This is a genomic window from Roseivirga sp. UBA838 (assembly GCF_002296035.1).
GTDB classification, from domain to species: Bacteria; Bacteroidota; Bacteroidia; order Cytophagales; family Cyclobacteriaceae; genus Roseivirga; species Roseivirga thermotolerans.
In genome coordinates this window covers 13,120-30,690 of record NZ_DBHC01000032.1, presented here as the reverse complement: position 1 = coordinate 30,690, position 17,571 = coordinate 13,120, and the positions used below count along the sequence as shown (strand labels likewise).

The window sequence follows — 17,571 nt, the reverse complement described above, 5'->3', positions numbered from 1 at the left end:
GGGTCGGAGTTATTTTCCTGAAATCCGGTTTCTTGATGGCTTAGTTCAAGCGATTGCAATTGCTCTGTGCTAACGGTGCGTTGTATTTCTTCAAAGAGCACTCGTTCTTCAAATCAAATGTGTTGTTCAAGTTCTTCTTCTATACGGCTAAGGTTTCTTGTAAGGTCTTCCTTTTGCGAAAATAGCCGATTGAGCCTTCGGTGTTCGGTCAGAGCCTTTCTTACAAGCTCGTGTTCATTGCCCAGTAGTGGGAAAACGAATTGCTCTTCCTGATGAAAATGAGTGAACAGGTAATTTTCATAAAACCAGTCTACGTAGGCCTTTATTCGACAAGGGTCTACTCCGGTGCCAAGACCTTTTCTAATCTTCCAACAGAGCAATAGCCCTTGATGATGCTCCCGGCTAAGGGGCTGTAGGGCCTGGGTTCGCTTCAATGGTTTTCTTTTCATTCAATAGGTTCGTTGAGTACTCTCCTGAGTAAAAGGCGTTCTTGAGTGGTTTTGTTTAAAGAGTGTTATAGCATATATAAATAGCGAGGCCACTTTTACAAACTCCGCTCCCACGTAGTAAAAGTGTATGTTAGAGCGTGGTGGGGTAATTCCTTGTATGTACATCTCTGCCCGGGCATCGAGGGTAGGAAGCATCCATAGGCTTTGGACAATGAGAATAATAATGGCTAGCAGATACAAAAGGGTGCTCGCTTTCATGAATTTGCGCACTGACAGGAGCGGGAAAAGTAGCGAAAGAGCAAATACCCACTCCACTTTGTTGAGGGCGCCAAATACCAGACGTCCTATACCAAGACCCAATGGCAGCGTAATTCCCGGTGCCCTAAACTTGAGCCAGGCCTCCATAAAGCTGATGGCACAGACAAAACCAATCCACAGAAAGACTGATGCTACCGAAACGGGCGATTGTACTTTGCTACTCATAGCAAGGGTTTTGAGTTTCTCGTTTGATAGTAATCTATTTTCACCATAAACATCTCGGCCATTTTTTGAGCGCGCCATTTGGCCTCTTCGGCTTTGCTTCCTTCAAAATTCTCGTCAATGGTTTTGTAAAACAATTGGAGCCACCGGGTAAAATGTGGTTCACCAATGGGCAAACGCATATGTGGAGCAAATGGGCTGCCGTGGTAAGTATGTTCTTGCAACAGCACAGTTTGCCAGAAAGTATACATCCGTTCTAAATGTTGAGGCCAGCGGTCTTCAATCTGCCGGTTGAAAATGGGCCCAAGAAGCGTGTCTTTACGCACTTTCTCATAGAAGCTATCTACCAGTAGCTGAATATCTGTGAGGCTGATGATGGTTCTCATGGAGTCAGATATTGATGAATTGGGCCTTTTGCCGTTTCAGTTAGTTGATAATACGTCATATGCATTCATATTTTAGATATTAAGACCTTTATATCTTTTATTGAATTAAATTTTATCGTTTCAAAAATGTAAGTCCGGTTTCCAGGCTGGTGGCTAACTCCAGGAGGCGTGTTTCTTGCAACATGGTTTTAAGGTCATTTCTAATGGCCGTAAACTTGTGGTGTACAGGGCAGGGTTTTTGAGCATTACAAGCCTTTAGGCCCAAGCCACAGCCTTTGTAAATGTTGTCGCCATCTATGGCATTAACAATCTCGCTGAGCCGCATGCTATCAATGTCTTCTCTCGCTATTTCGAAGCCACCATGTGGGCCTTTTACCGAACGAACTACCTGCGCTTTGGCGAGTTGTTGTAGGATTTTGGCCGTGAAAGCTTCTGGTGAATCTATCTCGTGAGTTATGGCCTTAAGGCTTGCTCTTTGACCGTTCAGCGACTTTTGAGCAATGTATAGAGTTGCCCTTATTCCGTATTCACATGCTTTTGAAAACATTCGCGACTTACTTTTAGCCCAAATGTAATGGCTGTTTTTATTTAAGACAATTTTGTCCGAAATTATTTTCATTTGATTTGTCATTTCGGGATTAGTGAGTGTTGGAGGTAAGAAGGCTGTCTCAATGCATACAATTCTTACATAGATTATCGGAATTGTTGGCAGAACTGTAAAACCGGAAACATGCTATCCATAATTTGTGACTAAAGCAGAACCATGCCTTCCGGTGCACGAAACAGCCTTCGGAACCTACCACTTAGAGAGAGTATTTTAGGTAGCCTGTTGTTTCGTTTGTTCAAGGGTTTGAGTTAGTTGGCCCAGGCAAAGTGCTGCAATGGCCATCACTATATCGCGTACGGCCACATCTATATAATGCCCTGAAAAAATGAGGCTCAAAGCAATAAGTGTTAGCCAGGCGGCTACCACATAGCTGCCAATTTCGGTTTTGGTAAGTACCACCAAGCCTGCAACTATCTCTATTACACCCACAACAACCATAAAAGTGGAGGCACTCACAGGCAGTATATCGGCTAGTCCTCCCGACACATATTGGGTCCAGTCGGTCAGTATGTTTACAAACTTGTCGGCTCCGGCAGCTATGGGCACCAGTCCAAAGGTGTATTTGAGCCATTGTTGAATCTTTACAAAGGAGTTCAAATTTTGATGGGTTGTCATTTCAATTTTGTTTGAAGTTTCCTTTTAGATGAAAAAGGAACTAATCCGTTACAAAATTTTGTAACCAAGTTGTATTGCCGGCATCTAATGGCCGAAAACAACCCAAAAGAGCCATGAGAGCTATATCCTTTTCTCGACAGACCACCGCAAAGCTGACGGACACGGAAGTAATAGGGAGAATACTTAGCGGAGAAAAAGAGTTGTTTGAGATACTCATGCGCAGGTACAATCAGACTCTTTATCGGGTGGTAAGAGGCTATATAGTCTCCGAAAGTGAGGTGGAAGACATTATGCAGGAAGCTTACCTGAAGGCCTACCTAAAACTCGATGAATTTAGAGGAAACTCAGCTTTTTCTACCTGGCTAATCAGAATAGGAATGAATGAAGCGCTTCAAAAACTCAGAAAAAGGAAGCAGGCCATGTTTATGGAGGCTGCTGGTACTACAGATCATACCCACAAAATAGTTGCCCCTGAACCCGGTCCTGAAAAGAAGGTAATTGGAGGAGAAACCAGGGCTATTTTAGAACAAACAATAGACAGATTGCCGGAGAAGTATCGGCTGGTGTTTATTTTACATGAACTGGAGGGAACTCCCAGGCAAGAAATTGCTCGTTTGCTCGATTTGAGCGACAGTAATGTGAAGGTGCGTTTGCACCGTGCTAAAAAAATGCTCAAAGACGACCTACTCAAACAGTCTATGACTAGCGCGGTTTTTGAATTTGGCAATAGCCGTTGCGACCGGGTAGTATCGGCCGTAATGAATAAAATTTAAGACCTTTGAGCCCAAAACCCCGGGCCTTGTTGTAAGACTATCAGGGCTTTGTTTTAAAAAGTTGTAAATAACTGCCTGATTATTAAATTGAAAAGTTTGTGAAATAAATGGCAAGTCGCTACATTTGCAGTCCTTTTTGAGGGAGATATAATTTTGAAGCCATGAAGAAAGACATTCATCCTGATTATAACACCGTTGTATTTTACGATACATCTAGTGAGCACAAGTTTTTGACTAAGTCTACAATGACCTCTAGTGAAACCATTGAGTGGGAAGATGGTAACACTTACCCAGTTATTAAAGTGGAAGTTTCTTCTGCTTCGCACCCTTTCTACACCGGTAAGAAGCTATTTGTTGATACTGCAGGACGTGTTGAGAAATTCAACAAGCGTTACAAAAAGTAGTCGGCTAAAAATACATAAAGCATTATTTGGAGTCTCCATTTTTTCAGATGGAGACTTTTTTATTTTTGTGCATGGACATTGCGCTTTTCGATTCACCTGAAATAAGAACCCAATTACTTCCCTTTACCTTTACTCGCCCGGTGGCCGAAATAAGGGTAGGAATTTTAACCCTTGCCGACAAGTGGCGAATGCGAGGCTTTACTTGCAGCTACTCAACACTGCCGTACCTGGGCGCTAAATTTGCGCAAGCCTCCTCTGCTGTGCAGGTAAACGGTGCTTTATGTGCCAACAAGGCCCTTATTGAAGCCATAAGTGCCTTGCAGCCCGGTGAAGAATTGGTGGCAAATAAACAAGTATTGGCCAGAAACGGAGAAGGAGGCCACCCGGTAGAATTTGAAGGAGAGTTCACTCTCATCGATCGTACCTGGAAAATCTTTGCAGAAAACCGGAATGAAATAATTGCCGATTTCGAGCTACTCACTTCAGGCCGCAACTCCGAGCCGGTGACCGATCCGCACACCATAGTCTATAACCCTCAGAACCTGTTCATCGAAAAAGGAGCTTCCATAAAAGCGGCTATTATCAATGCTGAAAATGGGCCGGTATATATTGGTAAGAATGCACAAGTGCACGAGGGGGCCATTATTAGCGGAGCTTTTGCCCTTTGTGAAGGGTCTCACGTAAATATGGGGGCCAAAATAAAAGGCGACTCTACCATTGGCCCATATTCTAAGGTAGGCGGAGAGGTGAGCAACTCAGTAATCTTTGGCTACAGCAACAAGGGGCACGATGGCTTTTTGGGCAATTCTGTTATTGGTGAGTGGTGCAACCTTGGGGCAGATACCAACACCTCCAATCTTAAGAACAATTACGCAAAGGTGCGGCTTTGGAATTATGGTTCCGGCCGGTTCGATGATACAGGGCTCCAATTCTGTGGTTTAATGATGGCCGATCATGCCAAGTGCGGAATCAACACCATGTTTAATACCGGCACAGTGGTTGGTGTTGGGGCCAATGTTTTTGGTGCGGGGTTCCCCAAAAATTTCATTCCTTCATTTTCATGGGGCGGAACCGGAGGTTTAGTTACCTTCAGACTCAATAAATTTGCCGAGGTGGCCGAAGCTGCTATGCAAAGACGCGGCAAAACCTACGATGCCACTGAGCAGGCCATTATTGCTCACGTTTTTGAAGAAACAGCACCATATAGAACCTGGGATAAATCATGAGGTTTCAAGACATACCCGGCTTAAAGCATACTAAACAACAGCTCATTGAGGCAGTTCAGGGCAACCACGTGGCACATGCCCAGTTATTCGTAGGGGCAGAAGGTTCTGCCAATTTAGCCATGGCACTTGCCTTCACCACCTATGTCAACTGCGAAAACCCCGGGGCCGAAGACGCCTGCGGTAACTGCCCCTCATGCATAAAAAATAGTAAATACATTCACCCCGATGTAAACTTTGTATTCCCTTCGGCAGCCACACCAAAACTGAAAAGAGAAGATGCTACAAGCGAAAAATTTCTGGTAGAGTGGAGGGCCTTTTTGCAGCAAAATCCCTATGGCAATGTGAGTGACTGGAGCAATCACTTTGGTTGGGAAAACAAGCTGCTCATGATTCCCCGACAGGAAAGCCGCAATATAGTCAGGGCCCTATCCTTAAAGTCATTTGAGGGAAAGTACAAAGTAATGATCATTTGGTTGCCCGAACTAATGAACGTGAATGCCGCCAACGGTATTCTGAAAATACTGGAAGAACCCCCTGAAAATACGCTTTTCCTTCTCGTCTCTAACGATGCCAACAAGCTCTTAACCACCATACTTTCCAGGGCTCAGCAGCTACGTATTCCTGCCTTTGACGATGAGGATATAAAGCAGGTATTGGCTCAAAAAACAGACCTTTCGGAAGAGGAGATTGCCCAATTGGCTTACAGAGCCGAAGGCAATATGCGCAAGGCCCTCCTGGAGATTGGCGGAACCGGCAATGAAGTGGCCGATTACTTTAAAGACTGGATGCGCCAGTGTTTTTCATACAACTTTGAGGCGCTCATACAGCTGGCCGATGATTTTCAGAAAAAAGGCAAGGAATTTCAGGTGGGCCTTTTTGCGGTGGCCAGTCGCTTTATGCGCGAAACGCTCCTTAAAGGGGTTAGCGCAGAGGCCATTTCCAGATTGCCCGAAACCGAGCGCGGCTTTGTAGAAAAGTTTTCGGCTGTATTTGTACCCCCGAAAATAGCCATACTAAGCCCTAAGCTCGATGAAGCGCAGTATCATGTGGAGCGAAATGCCAATCCGAAAATTCTCTTCCTTGATTTATCGCTTTCCATTGCCCAAATTGCGAGAGCCAAAAATCTTTAAATGTTCAAACGTTCGGTGACCATTGGCCGTGTCGATAAGATCGATTTACCCGATTTTGGCCTGTTTGATGTAGACGCCAAGGTTGATACCGGAGCCTACACATCGGCCATTAACTGTTCTAAGGTGAAGGTGAAAACCATTAATGGGGAAAAAGTTCTCACCTTTAATATTCAGGGTAACAGGCTTCAGGAAAAGAGAGCAAGAACATTTTCAACCACCAATTTTAAGAAGAAGAAGATCAGAAGCTCCAATGGCACCATGGAAGAGCGCTTTGTAGTAACTACCCTGGTAGAGCTTTTTGGCCATAAAATACAAACCGAGTTTTCCCTTTCGGACCGAAGTAAAATGAAGTATCCAGTGCTTTTGGGCCGAAAACTACTGAGAATGGGGTTTGTTGTAGATGTAAGAAAAAAGAATCTTTCGTACCAAAAGAAATACAAAAATGAAGATAGCAGTACTCTCAAGAAATAGCCACCTGTATTCCACACGCAGGCTGGTGGAGGCTATCAAAGCAAAAGGGCATGAGGCCAGGGTTATTGACCACCTCAAGTGCGACCTTACCATTGAACCCACAGGTCCAAAAGTACACTATATGGGTGAGGTTCTGGACGATATTGATGCCGTAATACCCCGAATTGGGGCTTCTGTAACCTTTTACGGTACTGCTGTTGTTCGTCAGTTCGAAATGATGGGAGTTTTCAGTACCACCTACTCCCAGTCCATTGTTCGCTCTCGCGATAAGCTAAGAAGCTTACAGTTGCTCAGTGGAGCAGGTTTGCCCATGCCTCGTACCGCTTTTACCAACTACTCCAAAGAAGAACGCAGCCTTGTAGATCATGTAGGCGGAGCACCTGTGATTATTAAACTTCTGGAAGGAACCCAGGGGTTGGGTGTAGTTTTGGCCGAAACCCGAAAAGCTGCTCAGTCGGTTATAGAAGCTTTCCACGGACTTAAAGCACGTATTATTGTGCAAGAATTTATTAAAGAGGCCAAGGCCTCAGATCTACGCGTTTTCGTAGTCGATGGTAAGGTAGTAGGAGCCATGAAGCGCACAGGTCAGGAAGGTGAATTTAGGAGCAACCTGCACCGTGGAGGCAAAGCCGAGGTGGTGAAACTTAGCCGTTTAGAAAAATCGGTAGCTGTAAAAGCCGCCAATGCCATGGGGCTTTCCGTAGCCGGAGTAGATATTTTGCAGTCGAGCCGCGGACCACTTATTTTGGAAGTCAACAGTTCTCCCGGCCTCGAAGGTATAGAAAGAGCAACCGGTGTAGACATTGCCGAGCAAATAGTGGCTTACATCGAAAGAAACCAACCCAAAAAGAAAGGCACCATTTCTAAACTCAAGGCCTGATGAAAATTAAGATAGGAACGAGGGGAAGCAGACTGGCACTTTGGCAGGCCTACCACGTGGAAGAAAAACTTCAGGCCGCAGGGCTCGAAACAGAAATAGTGACCATTGAAACCAAAGGCGATAAAATACTCGATGTTTCCATTGCCAAGATTGGCAGCAAGGGTGTGTTCACTGAAGAGATTGAAGAGCAATTGGCCGATGGCCGAATCGATATAGCCGTTCATAGTGCTAAAGACATGCAATCAAAGCTCCCGTCAGGTTTTGAACTCATTGCCTTTATGGAGCGAGAAGAAGTGAACGATGTGATTATTAGTCACAAGCCCTCAGTTGATCTGAGTAGTCCGGGGTTGGTTTTGGGAACCTCCAGCACAAGGAGAGTAGCCACTCTTCGTCATTTTTACCCGGGCATCGAAACGGTGGCCGTTCGAGGAAATTTACAAACGAGAATCCGAAAGATGGAAGAAGGTGCCTGCGATGCCCTTTTGTTGGCCTATGCAGGAGTGCACCGGATGGGGTATGACGATAAAATAAAGCACAAGCTATCGGTCAATGAGTTTATTCCCGCGGTGGGTCAGGGTAGTGTTGCCATAGAAATTCACAGTACCCTGTCTGCCGAAAAACGCGCCAAGGTAAGGGAGGTGCTCAACCACCCAGACACTGAAACTTGCCTATTGGCCGAAAGAGCTTATTTAAAAACCATGGACGGAGGGTGTAGCATACCGGTTTACGGATACGCAACCTTGGAGAATAATTCCCTGAAAATGTCCGGAGGCATAATCAGCCTCGATGGCCAAAAGAGAATTGTGAAACAACACCAAACACACGCTTCTACTCCCGAGAGGCTAGGTTCCGAACTTGCCAATGAAGTATTATCTTCGGGGGGGAAAGCCATTTTAGAGGAGATTAAACGAACAATGAACCATGATTAGACAGAAGATTTTTTTAGCCGTAGTGGCCGTTTTTCTATTGACAATGGCCTGCGATTCTTCAGGAGAAAAGTCGGGCAGTGAAACTACCAAAGCCGCAGACCTTTCAGGCAATGACTACCTGGTAACCATTAAAACCAATTTTGGCGAAATGAAGGCTGTTTTGTATGACAAAACACCCAAGCACAAAGAAAACTTTATTAAGCTCGCACAAGAAAAATTCTACGATAGCCTCTTATTTCACCGGGTCATTCAGGGCTTCATGATTCAGTGTGGAGACCCCGAATCGAAAAATGCGGCTCCCGACCAGAATTTGGGAAGTGGCGGCCCCGGCTATACTATTCCGGCCGAATTTGTTCCTCAGTTTTTTCACAAGAAGGGAGCCCTTTCTGCCGCCAGGCAACCCGATTTTGTGAACCCCGAAAAAGCGTCCAGCGGAAGCCAGTTCTTTGTGGTTCAGGGACAAGTGCTAGACGATGCCTCTCTCGGGCAATTTAGCGGCCCCAACTTGCAAGCCATTGGCAGCGCAGCTCAATACTTGCGTTCTGCCTTACCCGATCACGACCTGAACAGAGAGTATCAGCAGGCCTATGAGCAAGGAGGAGACGCTGAGTTGAAAAAGAAGCTATTGGCCACCATAGACCAACTCGAAGAAGCCACCGGCCGAAAACTCAATAGACCTGAAATGTCTGAAGAACAGAAGAGAGCCTACAAAACCATTGGAGGTACGCCTTTTCTGGATGGAGACTATACCGTGTTTGGCGAGGTAATTTCCGGTTTAGACATAATCGACTCCATTGCGGGGGTTCAAACCAAGCCCGGAGACCGACCGGTAGAAGACGTTCGGATGTACGTATCGGTGGAAGAAATGCCTAAGAAAGAAATTGCAGAAAAGTATGGCTATGACTACAGCAACCAACAATAGAACAAGTATTAAAGCTTTTTGGGCAAGTCTGTTGCTTTTGAGCGTTCTGGCGTGCTCCCCCAAAGAAGTAGATGAACTGGTGGTTATTTCTACACCATATGGCGATATGACGGCCGTGTTGTACGATGATACCCCCATTCACAAGCAAAACTTTCTGAAGCTGGCTAAGAACGGTCAGTACGACTCCGTGATTTTTCACAGGGTTATTGAAAACTTCATGATTCAAACAGGTGATGTTTCGACTGGAGTAGCAGGTGAATCCGTAGACTATTCACTCGAGGCTGAATTTCTTCCTGAAAAATATATTCACCGAAAAGGTGCTTTGGCGGCTGCCCGAACAGGCGATGCTGTAAACCCTGAGAAAAAATCGAGCGGCTCTCAGTTTTACATTGTAGATGGCGAAATATTCGATGAAGAAGGGTTGAAAGCCCGGGCAGAGCGAAGGCAGGAGCTTAAGCTCAGTGGGTTGTTTGCGCGAATGCTACGCTCGGAACGTTTTCCGGAACTAACGGAAAAGGTGGAGTATCACAGAGGTTTGAGCGAAACCGATTCTACCTATGATTTTGGACTGGCCTATAAGCGACTAATCTTCAATTCTATCGATGTAATTGAGAAGGAATTTGGCGACCAGACTGACCCGGGTTATCCGGCCTGGGCCAAAGAAGTGTATGCTACCGAAGGAGGGGCTCCTCACCTTGACGGGCAATATACCGTGTTTGGTCAGGTGGTAGAAGGGTTGGAAGTGATTGATAAAATTGCTGCTACCAAAACCAATTTGCGCGATAAGCCGCTGGAAGATATTCACATGCATGTGAAAGTAATAACGCTACCCAAGAGGGAGGTTACCAAAAAATACGGCATAGAATATCCACAAAAAGATTAAATCATGAAAGTACTCATCACCGGTTCCAATGGGTTGCTAGGTCAAAAACTCGTAAAACTGATACTCGACCGTGGAGAAGATGAGCTTATTGCGACTGCCCGCGGGGCCAATCGGCTTCCCTATGCACAAGATGACTACCAGTTTGATGTAATGGATATAACCAACCGTGAGCAAGTACGGGAAGTTGTAGCCAGGCACCGCCCCGAGGTAGTTATTCACACGGCCGCCATGACCAACGTAGACCAATGTGAACTGGAAAAAGAGGCTTGCTGGGATCAGAACGTAAATGCTGTAAAATATCTAATTGAAGCTTGCGCAGATAACAATACCTTTTTACTCCACCTGTCGACCGACTTTATCTTTGATGGTGAAAATGGCCCCTATGATGAGGAGGCTGTGCCCAATCCGGTGAGCTACTATGGCGAAAGTAAACTGGCAGCCGAAAAATTATTGGAGAACTCTACCATTGACTATGCTATTGCCCGAACCGTTTTAGTGTATGGTATTGCCCACGATATGAGCCGTAGCAATATTATTCTATGGGTAAAAAAGAGCCTGGAAGAAGGCAAGGAGATTAAGGTGGTAGATGACCAATTGCGGAGCCCTACACTTGCTGAAGACTTAGCGATGGGCTGCTATCTTATTGCCAAAAAGAAAGCTTCCGGAATATTCAACATTTGTGGAAAAGATCTGCTCAATCCTTATGAAATGGCCGTAAAAACAGCACAGTTTTTTAACCTCGACATGCGTACTATGCAGCGTGCCGATGCCAGCAGCTTCAGTCAAACAGCCAAAAGGCCCCCAAAAACCGGGCTGCTCATAGAAAAGGCCCGCACCGTGCTTGGGTACGAGCCTCATTCTTTCGATGAAGGGATTGCCATTGTGGCCGATCAAATCAAGAATTAAAACATTTCGTTGTCAGGCCGAATTTGTTTCAGCATCTTCTTAGTAGACCCTGAAATGCATTCAGGGTTAACGTCAATTTTCGTTTTTAACGTTCTCTTTCTTATCCGCACTGAGCGCAATTTTTAAAAAAACTAAAAATCCCCCCAGGGTAATCGAAAGGCATATAATCATTCCTATTATTGCTTCTCCACTCATTTTTTCACGAATTTTCTGTAAAACCATCCATTAAACACCACAGCAATAAGCAGGGCTATTCCCCATTGCGTAACTATGGTTGCATTGCTAAATCTGTCGAACAAGTTCCAGTTGCCTTCGGCATCAAACCACGGGTATTCGCTGTAGCCCTGATCCATCCACCAATAAACCAGAAATAGGCCAGCTATAAAGTTGAAGTAGATCATGCCAGCAAAGTATAGCTTAGATACCTTGAAGTCGGAATTCTGATCGATGAAGTCTTTCTTGAACTTCATGGGGCCATATCTGATAATGAGGAAGGATATAAAAATGCCACTCACCAAAAGGCCAACGCCCCATACCCAATCCTGATTCTCGAAGAAGTCGAGCCACCAGGCCGAAGGGAATCCAACAATAAAACATGCCGCACCAGCAATAATGGCCGCTTTCTTTTTGGGTATTTCATAGTCGGTCAGGTTTTTTATAATCAGTTGCATCATTGGCAAAATGGAACTGAAAGCGGCCATGGCAAAGGCCCCAAAGAATATCCACGAAAGGAATGGCCCCCCTGGCATTTGAGCAAACAGCTGTGGTAAGATGGTAAATACCAAAGCTGTATTTCCACCATGTAAGAAATCAATGGCTTCAGTAGGCGTAGCTGCCATAGCAAAAACGGCCGGCAAAATGGCCATAGCTGCCAAAAGAGCGGCTGTGTTGTTGCCAAAAGCACCTAAGAAGGTGTTCAAGGTTACATCTTCTTTCTGTCTCGAGAAAGAGCCAATGGTAATCATCAGACCCCAGCCGGCTCCGGTACTCCAGGCCGAGTCGGTAATGGCTTCAATCCAAATGATTGGATCTTTAAACTTCTCTACATCAATGGTAAAGAGGTATTCCAGGCCTTGCACTCCACCTGGCATTTGAATGGCAAAGGCAGCAACCACCAGCAAAAGAATAAATAAGGTTGGTATTAATATTTTATTGGTTTTTTCGAGCCCTTTCTTAATGCCTTTGCCCAAAACCCAAATGGCTATAGTAATAGTGAGCATATAGCATAAAACTGCCTCCCAGCTAGAGTTGGAAAGACTTGCCCAGAAGTTGTCCATAAAGTTTACGCTAGGGTCGGCAAACTTTTCGTTCATAGCACCCGACCCAAAGAGGTAGTCTACCAGGTTTTGTGTATTGAGCAAAAAGTAACGCAACGACCAGCCTGTAACCACCGAATAGTAAAAGGCAATACCTACTGTTACCAGGGTAACGAAGGTGCCCATCCAATTGAATTTTTTTCCGCTTAAAGAACCTAGCGACCCTAGTGTTCCTTTTCGGTAGTGCTTACCAATGGCCAGTTCGGCCATCAGCAAGGGAATAGACCATATCACCAGGAAAAACATCCATAAAATAATGAAGGTACCCCCATGTTCTCCGGCTATTCTTGGAAACCGCCAGAGGTTTCCGGCACCAATAGCCATACCCAGGGCGGCTAGAATTATTCCCCACCGGTTACTAAATTCTTCTCTTTTTTCTGCCATATATAATTGACTGTTAGTATTTGCGATTGTTCAGTTTTGATTCTTATGAAGCCGGACAAACTAATTTTTTTAAGCAGAAACTCAAGTTTTAATTGAATCGGTGTCATAATGTGCAACCGTTTGCAGCCGTCTTGAACAGTTTTCTCTTTGGTTTTAGGGCTTACTATAAAATATGCTTGGTTTTTAGATGGAAAATGGAGAATATTCTTTGTTAAAACTTTTCTATTCTCAACGTAAACTTTTTTATATGGCCGTTAATTTAAGCGATGGAAATCGCGGTCAGTGGGGATCCAAGTTCGGATTTATCATGGCAGCTGCCGGTTCGGCAGTAGGTTTGGGTAATATTTGGCGTTTTCCGTTCATCACGGGCCAAAATGGAGGCGGAGCCTTTGTTTTGGTTTACTTGCTTTGCGTAGTGCTCATTGGCGTGCCCTTGCTATTTACAGAAATGGGGTTTGGGCGAATGACAAAAAAAGGCACTATTGGTGCGTTTAAAGACACAGGGGCCAACCCTCTGTTTATGGGGCTTGGAGCTATTTTGGCACTTTGCGTCAGCTTCTTTGTGCTTTCTTATTATGGAAATATAGCCGGTTGGACCATAGGCTATATTTTCAAGTCTGTTAGTGGCGATACGGGTAGTTTTCAGGAGTTTGCTTCTAACCCAATGAACACCATTCCACTGATGGGGTTATTTACTCTGATCACTATTTTTATTGTAAAGGGAGGGATTTCCGGAGGCATAGAAAAAGCCGCTAAAGTGCTTATGCCTATGTTGTTTTTGCTCATTGCAGTAGTGGCCGTTCGGTCGCTTACTTTAGAGGGAGCCATGAAGGGCGTAGACTTTTACCTAAACCCTGACTTCTCAAAAATAAGTGCCAATACCTTTTTGGTAGCACTGGGGCAAGCCTTCTTTTCTATGAGCATTGGTTGGGGAATTATGATTACTTATGGTTCGTACCTTCCAAAACAGACCAGTATTATTAGTTCAGGCCTATGGGTGGGACTAATGGATGCAGGAGTGGCTTTGTTGGCGGGCTTTATGATTTTCCCTGCCGTTTTCGCTTTTGGAAAAGACCCTGCAGCCGGGCCCACACTGGTGTTTCAGGTATTGCCTGAGATTTTCAATAGTATGCCCGGTGGTGCCATTATTGGAGCCTTTTTCTTTTTGTTACTCACTGTAGCGGCTCTTACATCTTCCATTTCTATGCTTGAGGTGCCCGCCTCTTACTTTATGGATGAAAAGAAATGGAGCCGAAACAAATCGGCTTGGGTGGTGGGTATCCTGCTATTTATTGTGGGTATTCCTTCCGCACTTTCTCAAGGCGGTTCCGCTTTCTTTAGTAAAATGCAGATAGTAATGTTTGGACACCAGTATACAGGATTTCAAGACATACTAGACTTTTTCTTTGGCACTTTCTTTATAGTGTTGGTAGCCTTGGTTACCTGCATTTATGTGGCCTGGAAAATGCCTGTGAATAAAATTGTGAGCGAGCTGGATACAGGGTCTCCAACCTGGAAGGCCGGCTCGTTGGCTTCCAGCATCTTTGTGTTTTTTATCCGCTATGTTTGTCCCATCACCATTTTACTGGTGTTGCTCAACATGATGGGCCTTTTGGGCTTTTTTGCCGGAGGAGGGTAGCCCATAGACTGACACCTACGAATTTGAAAGTCCTGTGCTCAATGTGCAGGACTTTTTTGTAGTTTCAAACCATGGCAAAGGACCATTCAAATTTTTTCAATGATGTATATGAGGTGGTAAGGCTTATACCCAGAGGCCGGGTAACCAGCTATGGAGCCATTGCCAACTACCTGGGTACTAAAGGCAGTGCCCGAATGGTGGGATGGGCTATGAATGCAGCACATGGGCTCAGCGATGTGCCCGCTCACCGGGTGGTGAATCGAACAGGAATATTGACCGGAAAGCATCATTTTGAAACGCCTAGCCTAATGCAGGAACGGCTGGAAGCCGAAGGCGTAGAAGTGATTGGCGATAAGATACAGCAATTCGATAGGGTGTTTTGGGATCCCTCTGCTGAATTGTCTCTTTGATTAGCCGAAATTCGGTAATTTCGCCCCGTGTAAGCATGAAGTTGTTGAAAAAGGCAAGTAAGATTAACAGACCCCTTGACAGGGCCAGGCAAGAAGGGAAAAAGCGATTGTTTTTTCTCATTAAGCTTATTCTGGTTGTGGTTGGCTTGGTTTGGCGATACAGGTTTCCTGATAGTTATGACCAACTGAAACTGGATGGACGTATTTTACCTACCCTCTTCTTTTATCTTACCAGTGTGCTGTTAGTGTCTTTTGGACGAATCTCTCTGGTATATCTTTACCTAAAACGACAGAACAAAGAGAGCGATTTTCGCGACAATTATATTGTGGGTATCAACCGTATAGCGTCCATTTTGTATGGGGTTATACTTATTATTTCCATTCCATATTATTTCAACATAGAGGTAAATGAGTTTTTTACCTCCATTAGCATAGTAGCAGCCGCTATTGCCATTATTTCCAGAGAGTATCTGGTAAATATGATTAATGGGTTCATTCTGATGTTTTCCAATCAGTTTTCAATCAATGATTACATTAAAGTGGGCGAAGATAGCGGGCGCATAACAGACATTACCCTTATGAATGTTGTGTTGCTCAACGATGATGATGAGATCGTGTACATTCCCAATTCTACCATGGCCTCATCGCATGTTATCAATAGCTCAAAGAAAAATTTCAAAAAACTGAGCTTTGATTTTGAGCTGTTACCGGAAGCCTTACCCAACATAGACCATTTCGAAAGCTACCTTATTGAGGCACTAAAAGCACAGTTTAAGAACATTAACCTGGAGAAGTTTAGCCTGAAAGTAGACTCCATAAAAAAAGATGCCATTGTCATAAAACTCCATGTAACACTGGATAGGCGGCAGAAAGACCTGGAAAAGCCGGTTAGGCGATTCATTAATAAATCAATTCTGGCCTATGCCAGCGATAGTAAATTTAAGAAAGAAGAATAAACGCAATGGAAGTACTCTTAAGCTCTGAAGGAATAGTAGCGCTTTTAACCCTCACCTTTTTGGAGATCGTGTTGGGGGTCGATAACATCATTTTTATTTCCATAATTTCTAACCGATTGCCCGAGAAACAGCAGGCAACCGCCAGGAACCTTGGTTTGGCTCTGGCGCTTCTTATGCGCGTGGGTTTACTTTTGGGTATTAGTTGGATTATTGGTTTCACCGAGCCCGTGCTTACCGTAATGGAGCACCCCGTGAGCGTAAAAGATATTATTCTAATTGTGGGTGGTCTCTTTCTAATTGGTAAAAGTACTACTGAAATTCATGAGTCGCTGGAGGTAGCCGATCATGAGTCGGAAACCAAAACCGTTACCACTATGAGCAAGGTTATTTTACAAATAGTGGCCCTTGACATGGTGTTTTCTTTCGACTCTATTCTCACCGCTGTAGGGCTTACGGAACACATCATTATTATGATTGTGGCCGTGGTGTTGGCCATGATTGTAATGATGACCTTTGCCGGTAAAATCAGTGCCTTTATTAACAAACATCCAACACTTCAGATGTTGGCCATGTCTTTCCTCATTCTCATAGGCTTTATGCTGGTGTTGGAAGGTATAGGCAAACACATAGAAAAGGGCTATATCTATTTTGCCGTGTTCTTCTCGCTTACTGTTGAAATACTGAACATGAGAAGAAGGAGAAATGCAGCCAAAATTAAGCTGAGGAAGAAAATTACGCAGTAATTCTCTTGGAAAGAGACGCAAAGAATTTGTCTTCACTATCTATAGAAAGCACCAGTTTATCGGTGCTTTTTTTGATGCCGTAGATTCCCTGAACCTGTAGCTTTTCTCTTAAAGAGATAACCACATTGCCATGTCCAAATGAACTAAGGTTGACAAATTTTTCACTGTGTGCATCGCCCTCTCTAAGTTCAATTTTATCGATTAGGTGATAGGGTAGCTCAAAACTCCAGCGTATTCCAATGTTGATTGAAAGCGAATCTTGATCCAAAACAATGGGCCTGTGTCTCATCGCATTTCTATCACCGAAAATGAAGAACAGGCTGTAAATGCTTATGCCTGTGAGAATCCAGGCCAGTGTTGGGCTTATGATCATTAACCAATAATGCAAAACGAAAGTCTCTACCGGCAAAAGAAAGAGTACCAAAACAAAAACCGACTTGTATCCTGACTCGAGGTAATAGCTAAACTCATTGGAAGCCAATGCTTGGGGTTTCGCCCATCCTGCAAAAGTGTAATAGAAAAGTGAACATTCTGAACTGGCTATATTAGCAAGAACCGGTTTGGCTTTCATATCGAGCAAAACTGCCTTCATTCGTTCAGGAAAATTACGAAGTCCACCCTTTGTTTGGCTGAGGTTCTTATTTAACTGAATGACTTTGTAAATAAGAAAACCAATAACACCCAACTCAATAGGCGCTACCAACATTTTAATTCTATTGAGAGTAGCATGGTAGTCGTCTGGAATAACCTGAAAGGCCATGATAAGACTTAATATAAAAACAGGGACGACCGTGATTTTCGGAAAGGAACTGTTTCTGATAAAAAGAAAGTAGATCAAAGGAATAATAAGAGCTATGTCTATCGAACTGCCAACGGCCAGCAAAGAACGGTTGCTAATGAAATTCGGAGATGTCATGAGCCATAGGCTAATGAAGATAATGCCCGAAGCAACTAAAAGGAAGGCGGGTATTCTTAGTGCTGCAGTTCTCATATGGCTTTAAGTTAAAGCATTAGAGTCTAAGAATTTCAATACATGCATAAGAGGTTTGTGCCTTAGATTAA

21 protein-coding genes are annotated in these 17,571 nt (G+C 44.3%); 14 read left to right on the top strand and 7 right to left on the bottom strand.

The window, feature by feature from the left end:
* Positions 1–113: 113 nt before the first annotated feature.
* From B3O12_RS10630 to B3O12_RS10610, 5 genes are all read right to left on the bottom strand, one after another.
* A complete protein-coding gene (locus tag B3O12_RS10630; RefSeq protein ID WP_286756277.1) occupies positions 114–449 on the bottom strand; it encodes a hemerythrin domain-containing protein in 336 nt (111 codons plus the stop codon).
* A complete protein-coding gene (locus tag B3O12_RS10625) occupies positions 450–932 on the bottom strand; it encodes a hypothetical protein (RefSeq protein WP_286756276.1) in 483 nt (160 codons plus the stop codon).
* The gene (locus tag B3O12_RS10620) at positions 929–1,315 is read right to left on the bottom strand and encodes a group III truncated hemoglobin (protein WP_286756275.1); all 387 of its coding nucleotides are present in this window, start codon (positions 1,313–1,315) and stop codon (positions 929–931) included. Before B3O12_RS10620 ends, B3O12_RS10625 begins: the two co-directional genes overlap by 4 nt.
* Positions 1,316–1,427: 112 nt before the next feature.
* On the bottom strand, positions 1,428–1,934 hold the full coding sequence (locus B3O12_RS10615; protein WP_308440954.1) for an Rrf2 family transcriptional regulator: 507 nt from the start codon (positions 1,932–1,934) through the stop codon (positions 1,428–1,430).
* Between the two features lie 198 nt (positions 1,935–2,132).
* A complete protein-coding gene (locus tag B3O12_RS10610) occupies positions 2,133–2,537 on the bottom strand; it encodes a hypothetical protein (RefSeq protein WP_189628486.1) in 405 nt (134 codons plus the stop codon).
* A 113-nt stretch (positions 2,538–2,650) separates the two neighbouring features.
* Here B3O12_RS10610 and B3O12_RS10605 point away from each other — a divergent pair, with 113 nt between their 5' ends.
* The 10 genes from B3O12_RS10605 to B3O12_RS10560 all read left to right on the top strand — a co-directional run bounded on the left by B3O12_RS10605 (position 2,651) and on the right by B3O12_RS10560 (position 11,061).
* Positions 2,651–3,310, top strand: a complete 660-nt coding sequence (locus B3O12_RS10605) for an RNA polymerase sigma factor (RefSeq protein WP_189628485.1) — start codon at positions 2,651–2,653, stop codon at positions 3,308–3,310.
* Positions 3,311–3,471: 161 nt separating this feature from the next.
* Positions 3,472–3,714, top strand: coding sequence for a type B 50S ribosomal protein L31 (locus B3O12_RS10600; protein WP_189628484.1), 243 nt, complete (start codon positions 3,472–3,474; stop codon positions 3,712–3,714).
* Positions 3,715–3,785: 71 nt separating this feature from the next.
* The gene (locus B3O12_RS10595) at positions 3,786–4,940 is read left to right on the top strand and encodes a GlmU family protein (protein ID WP_286756274.1); all 1,155 of its coding nucleotides are present in this window, start codon (positions 3,786–3,788) and stop codon (positions 4,938–4,940) included.
* On the top strand, positions 4,937–6,070 hold the full coding sequence (locus tag B3O12_RS10590; RefSeq protein ID WP_286756273.1) for an ATP-binding protein: 1,134 nt from the start codon (positions 4,937–4,939) through the stop codon (positions 6,068–6,070). Before B3O12_RS10595 ends, B3O12_RS10590 begins: the two co-directional genes overlap by 4 nt.
* Positions 6,071–6,541: an ATP-dependent zinc protease gene (locus tag B3O12_RS10585; RefSeq protein ID WP_189628481.1), complete on the top strand. Its 471-nt coding sequence runs from the start codon at positions 6,071–6,073 to the stop codon at positions 6,539–6,541.
* The gene (rimK, locus tag B3O12_RS10580; RefSeq protein WP_189628480.1) at positions 6,513–7,421 is read left to right on the top strand and encodes a 30S ribosomal protein S6--L-glutamate ligase; all 909 of its coding nucleotides are present in this window, start codon (positions 6,513–6,515) and stop codon (positions 7,419–7,421) included. Before B3O12_RS10585 ends, rimK begins: the two co-directional genes overlap by 29 nt.
* Positions 7,421–8,350, top strand: coding sequence for a hydroxymethylbilane synthase (gene hemC / locus B3O12_RS10575; RefSeq protein ID WP_189628479.1), 930 nt, complete (start codon positions 7,421–7,423; stop codon positions 8,348–8,350). The genes rimK and hemC overlap by 1 nt, the downstream gene beginning before the upstream one ends.
* Positions 8,343–9,272, top strand: a complete 930-nt coding sequence (locus tag B3O12_RS10570) for a peptidylprolyl isomerase (RefSeq protein WP_306110160.1) — start codon at positions 8,343–8,345, stop codon at positions 9,270–9,272. The genes hemC and B3O12_RS10570 overlap by 8 nt, the downstream gene beginning before the upstream one ends.
* Positions 9,250–10,155: a peptidylprolyl isomerase gene (locus B3O12_RS10565; RefSeq protein ID WP_286756272.1), complete on the top strand. Its 906-nt coding sequence runs from the start codon at positions 9,250–9,252 to the stop codon at positions 10,153–10,155. The genes B3O12_RS10570 and B3O12_RS10565 overlap by 23 nt, the downstream gene beginning before the upstream one ends.
* Positions 10,156–10,158: 3 nt before the next feature.
* Positions 10,159–11,061, top strand: a complete 903-nt coding sequence (locus B3O12_RS10560) for an SDR family oxidoreductase (protein ID WP_286756271.1) — start codon at positions 10,159–10,161, stop codon at positions 11,059–11,061.
* A 191-nt stretch (positions 11,062–11,252) separates the two neighbouring features.
* Here B3O12_RS10560 and B3O12_RS10555 read toward each other — a convergent pair whose 3' ends face one another.
* Entirely contained in the window at positions 11,253–12,761 is a 1,509-nt protein-coding gene (locus B3O12_RS10555; RefSeq protein WP_286744464.1) for a sodium-dependent transporter, read from the bottom strand.
* A 247-nt stretch (positions 12,762–13,008) separates the two neighbouring features.
* Here B3O12_RS10555 and B3O12_RS10550 point away from each other — a divergent pair, with 247 nt between their 5' ends.
* The 4 genes from B3O12_RS10550 (at position 13,009) to B3O12_RS10535 (ending at position 16,509) form a co-directional block, all read left to right on the top strand.
* Positions 13,009–14,400, top strand: coding sequence for a sodium-dependent transporter (locus tag B3O12_RS10550; RefSeq protein WP_286756270.1), 1,392 nt, complete (start codon positions 13,009–13,011; stop codon positions 14,398–14,400).
* 71 nt (positions 14,401–14,471) lie between these two features.
* Positions 14,472–14,810: an MGMT family protein gene (locus tag B3O12_RS10545; RefSeq protein ID WP_189628474.1), complete on the top strand. Its 339-nt coding sequence runs from the start codon at positions 14,472–14,474 to the stop codon at positions 14,808–14,810.
* Positions 14,811–14,845: 35 nt separating this feature from the next.
* The gene (locus B3O12_RS10540) at positions 14,846–15,766 is read left to right on the top strand and encodes a mechanosensitive ion channel family protein (protein ID WP_189628473.1); all 921 of its coding nucleotides are present in this window, start codon (positions 14,846–14,848) and stop codon (positions 15,764–15,766) included.
* Positions 15,767–15,771: 5 nt separating this feature from the next.
* Positions 15,772–16,509 carry a TerC family protein gene (locus B3O12_RS10535; protein WP_189628472.1) on the top strand — a complete coding sequence of 246 codons (738 nt, stop codon included), beginning with the start codon at positions 15,772–15,774 and terminating at the stop codon, positions 16,507–16,509.
* On the opposite strand, the gene B3O12_RS10530 is transcribed toward B3O12_RS10535, so the two are convergent.
* Positions 16,499–17,500 (bottom strand): hypothetical protein, encoded by a 1,002-nt coding sequence (locus B3O12_RS10530; protein WP_286756269.1) that lies wholly within the window; start codon positions 17,498–17,500, stop codon positions 16,499–16,501. The genes B3O12_RS10535 and B3O12_RS10530 overlap by 11 nt on opposite strands.
* Positions 17,501–17,571: the final 71 nt, after the last annotated feature.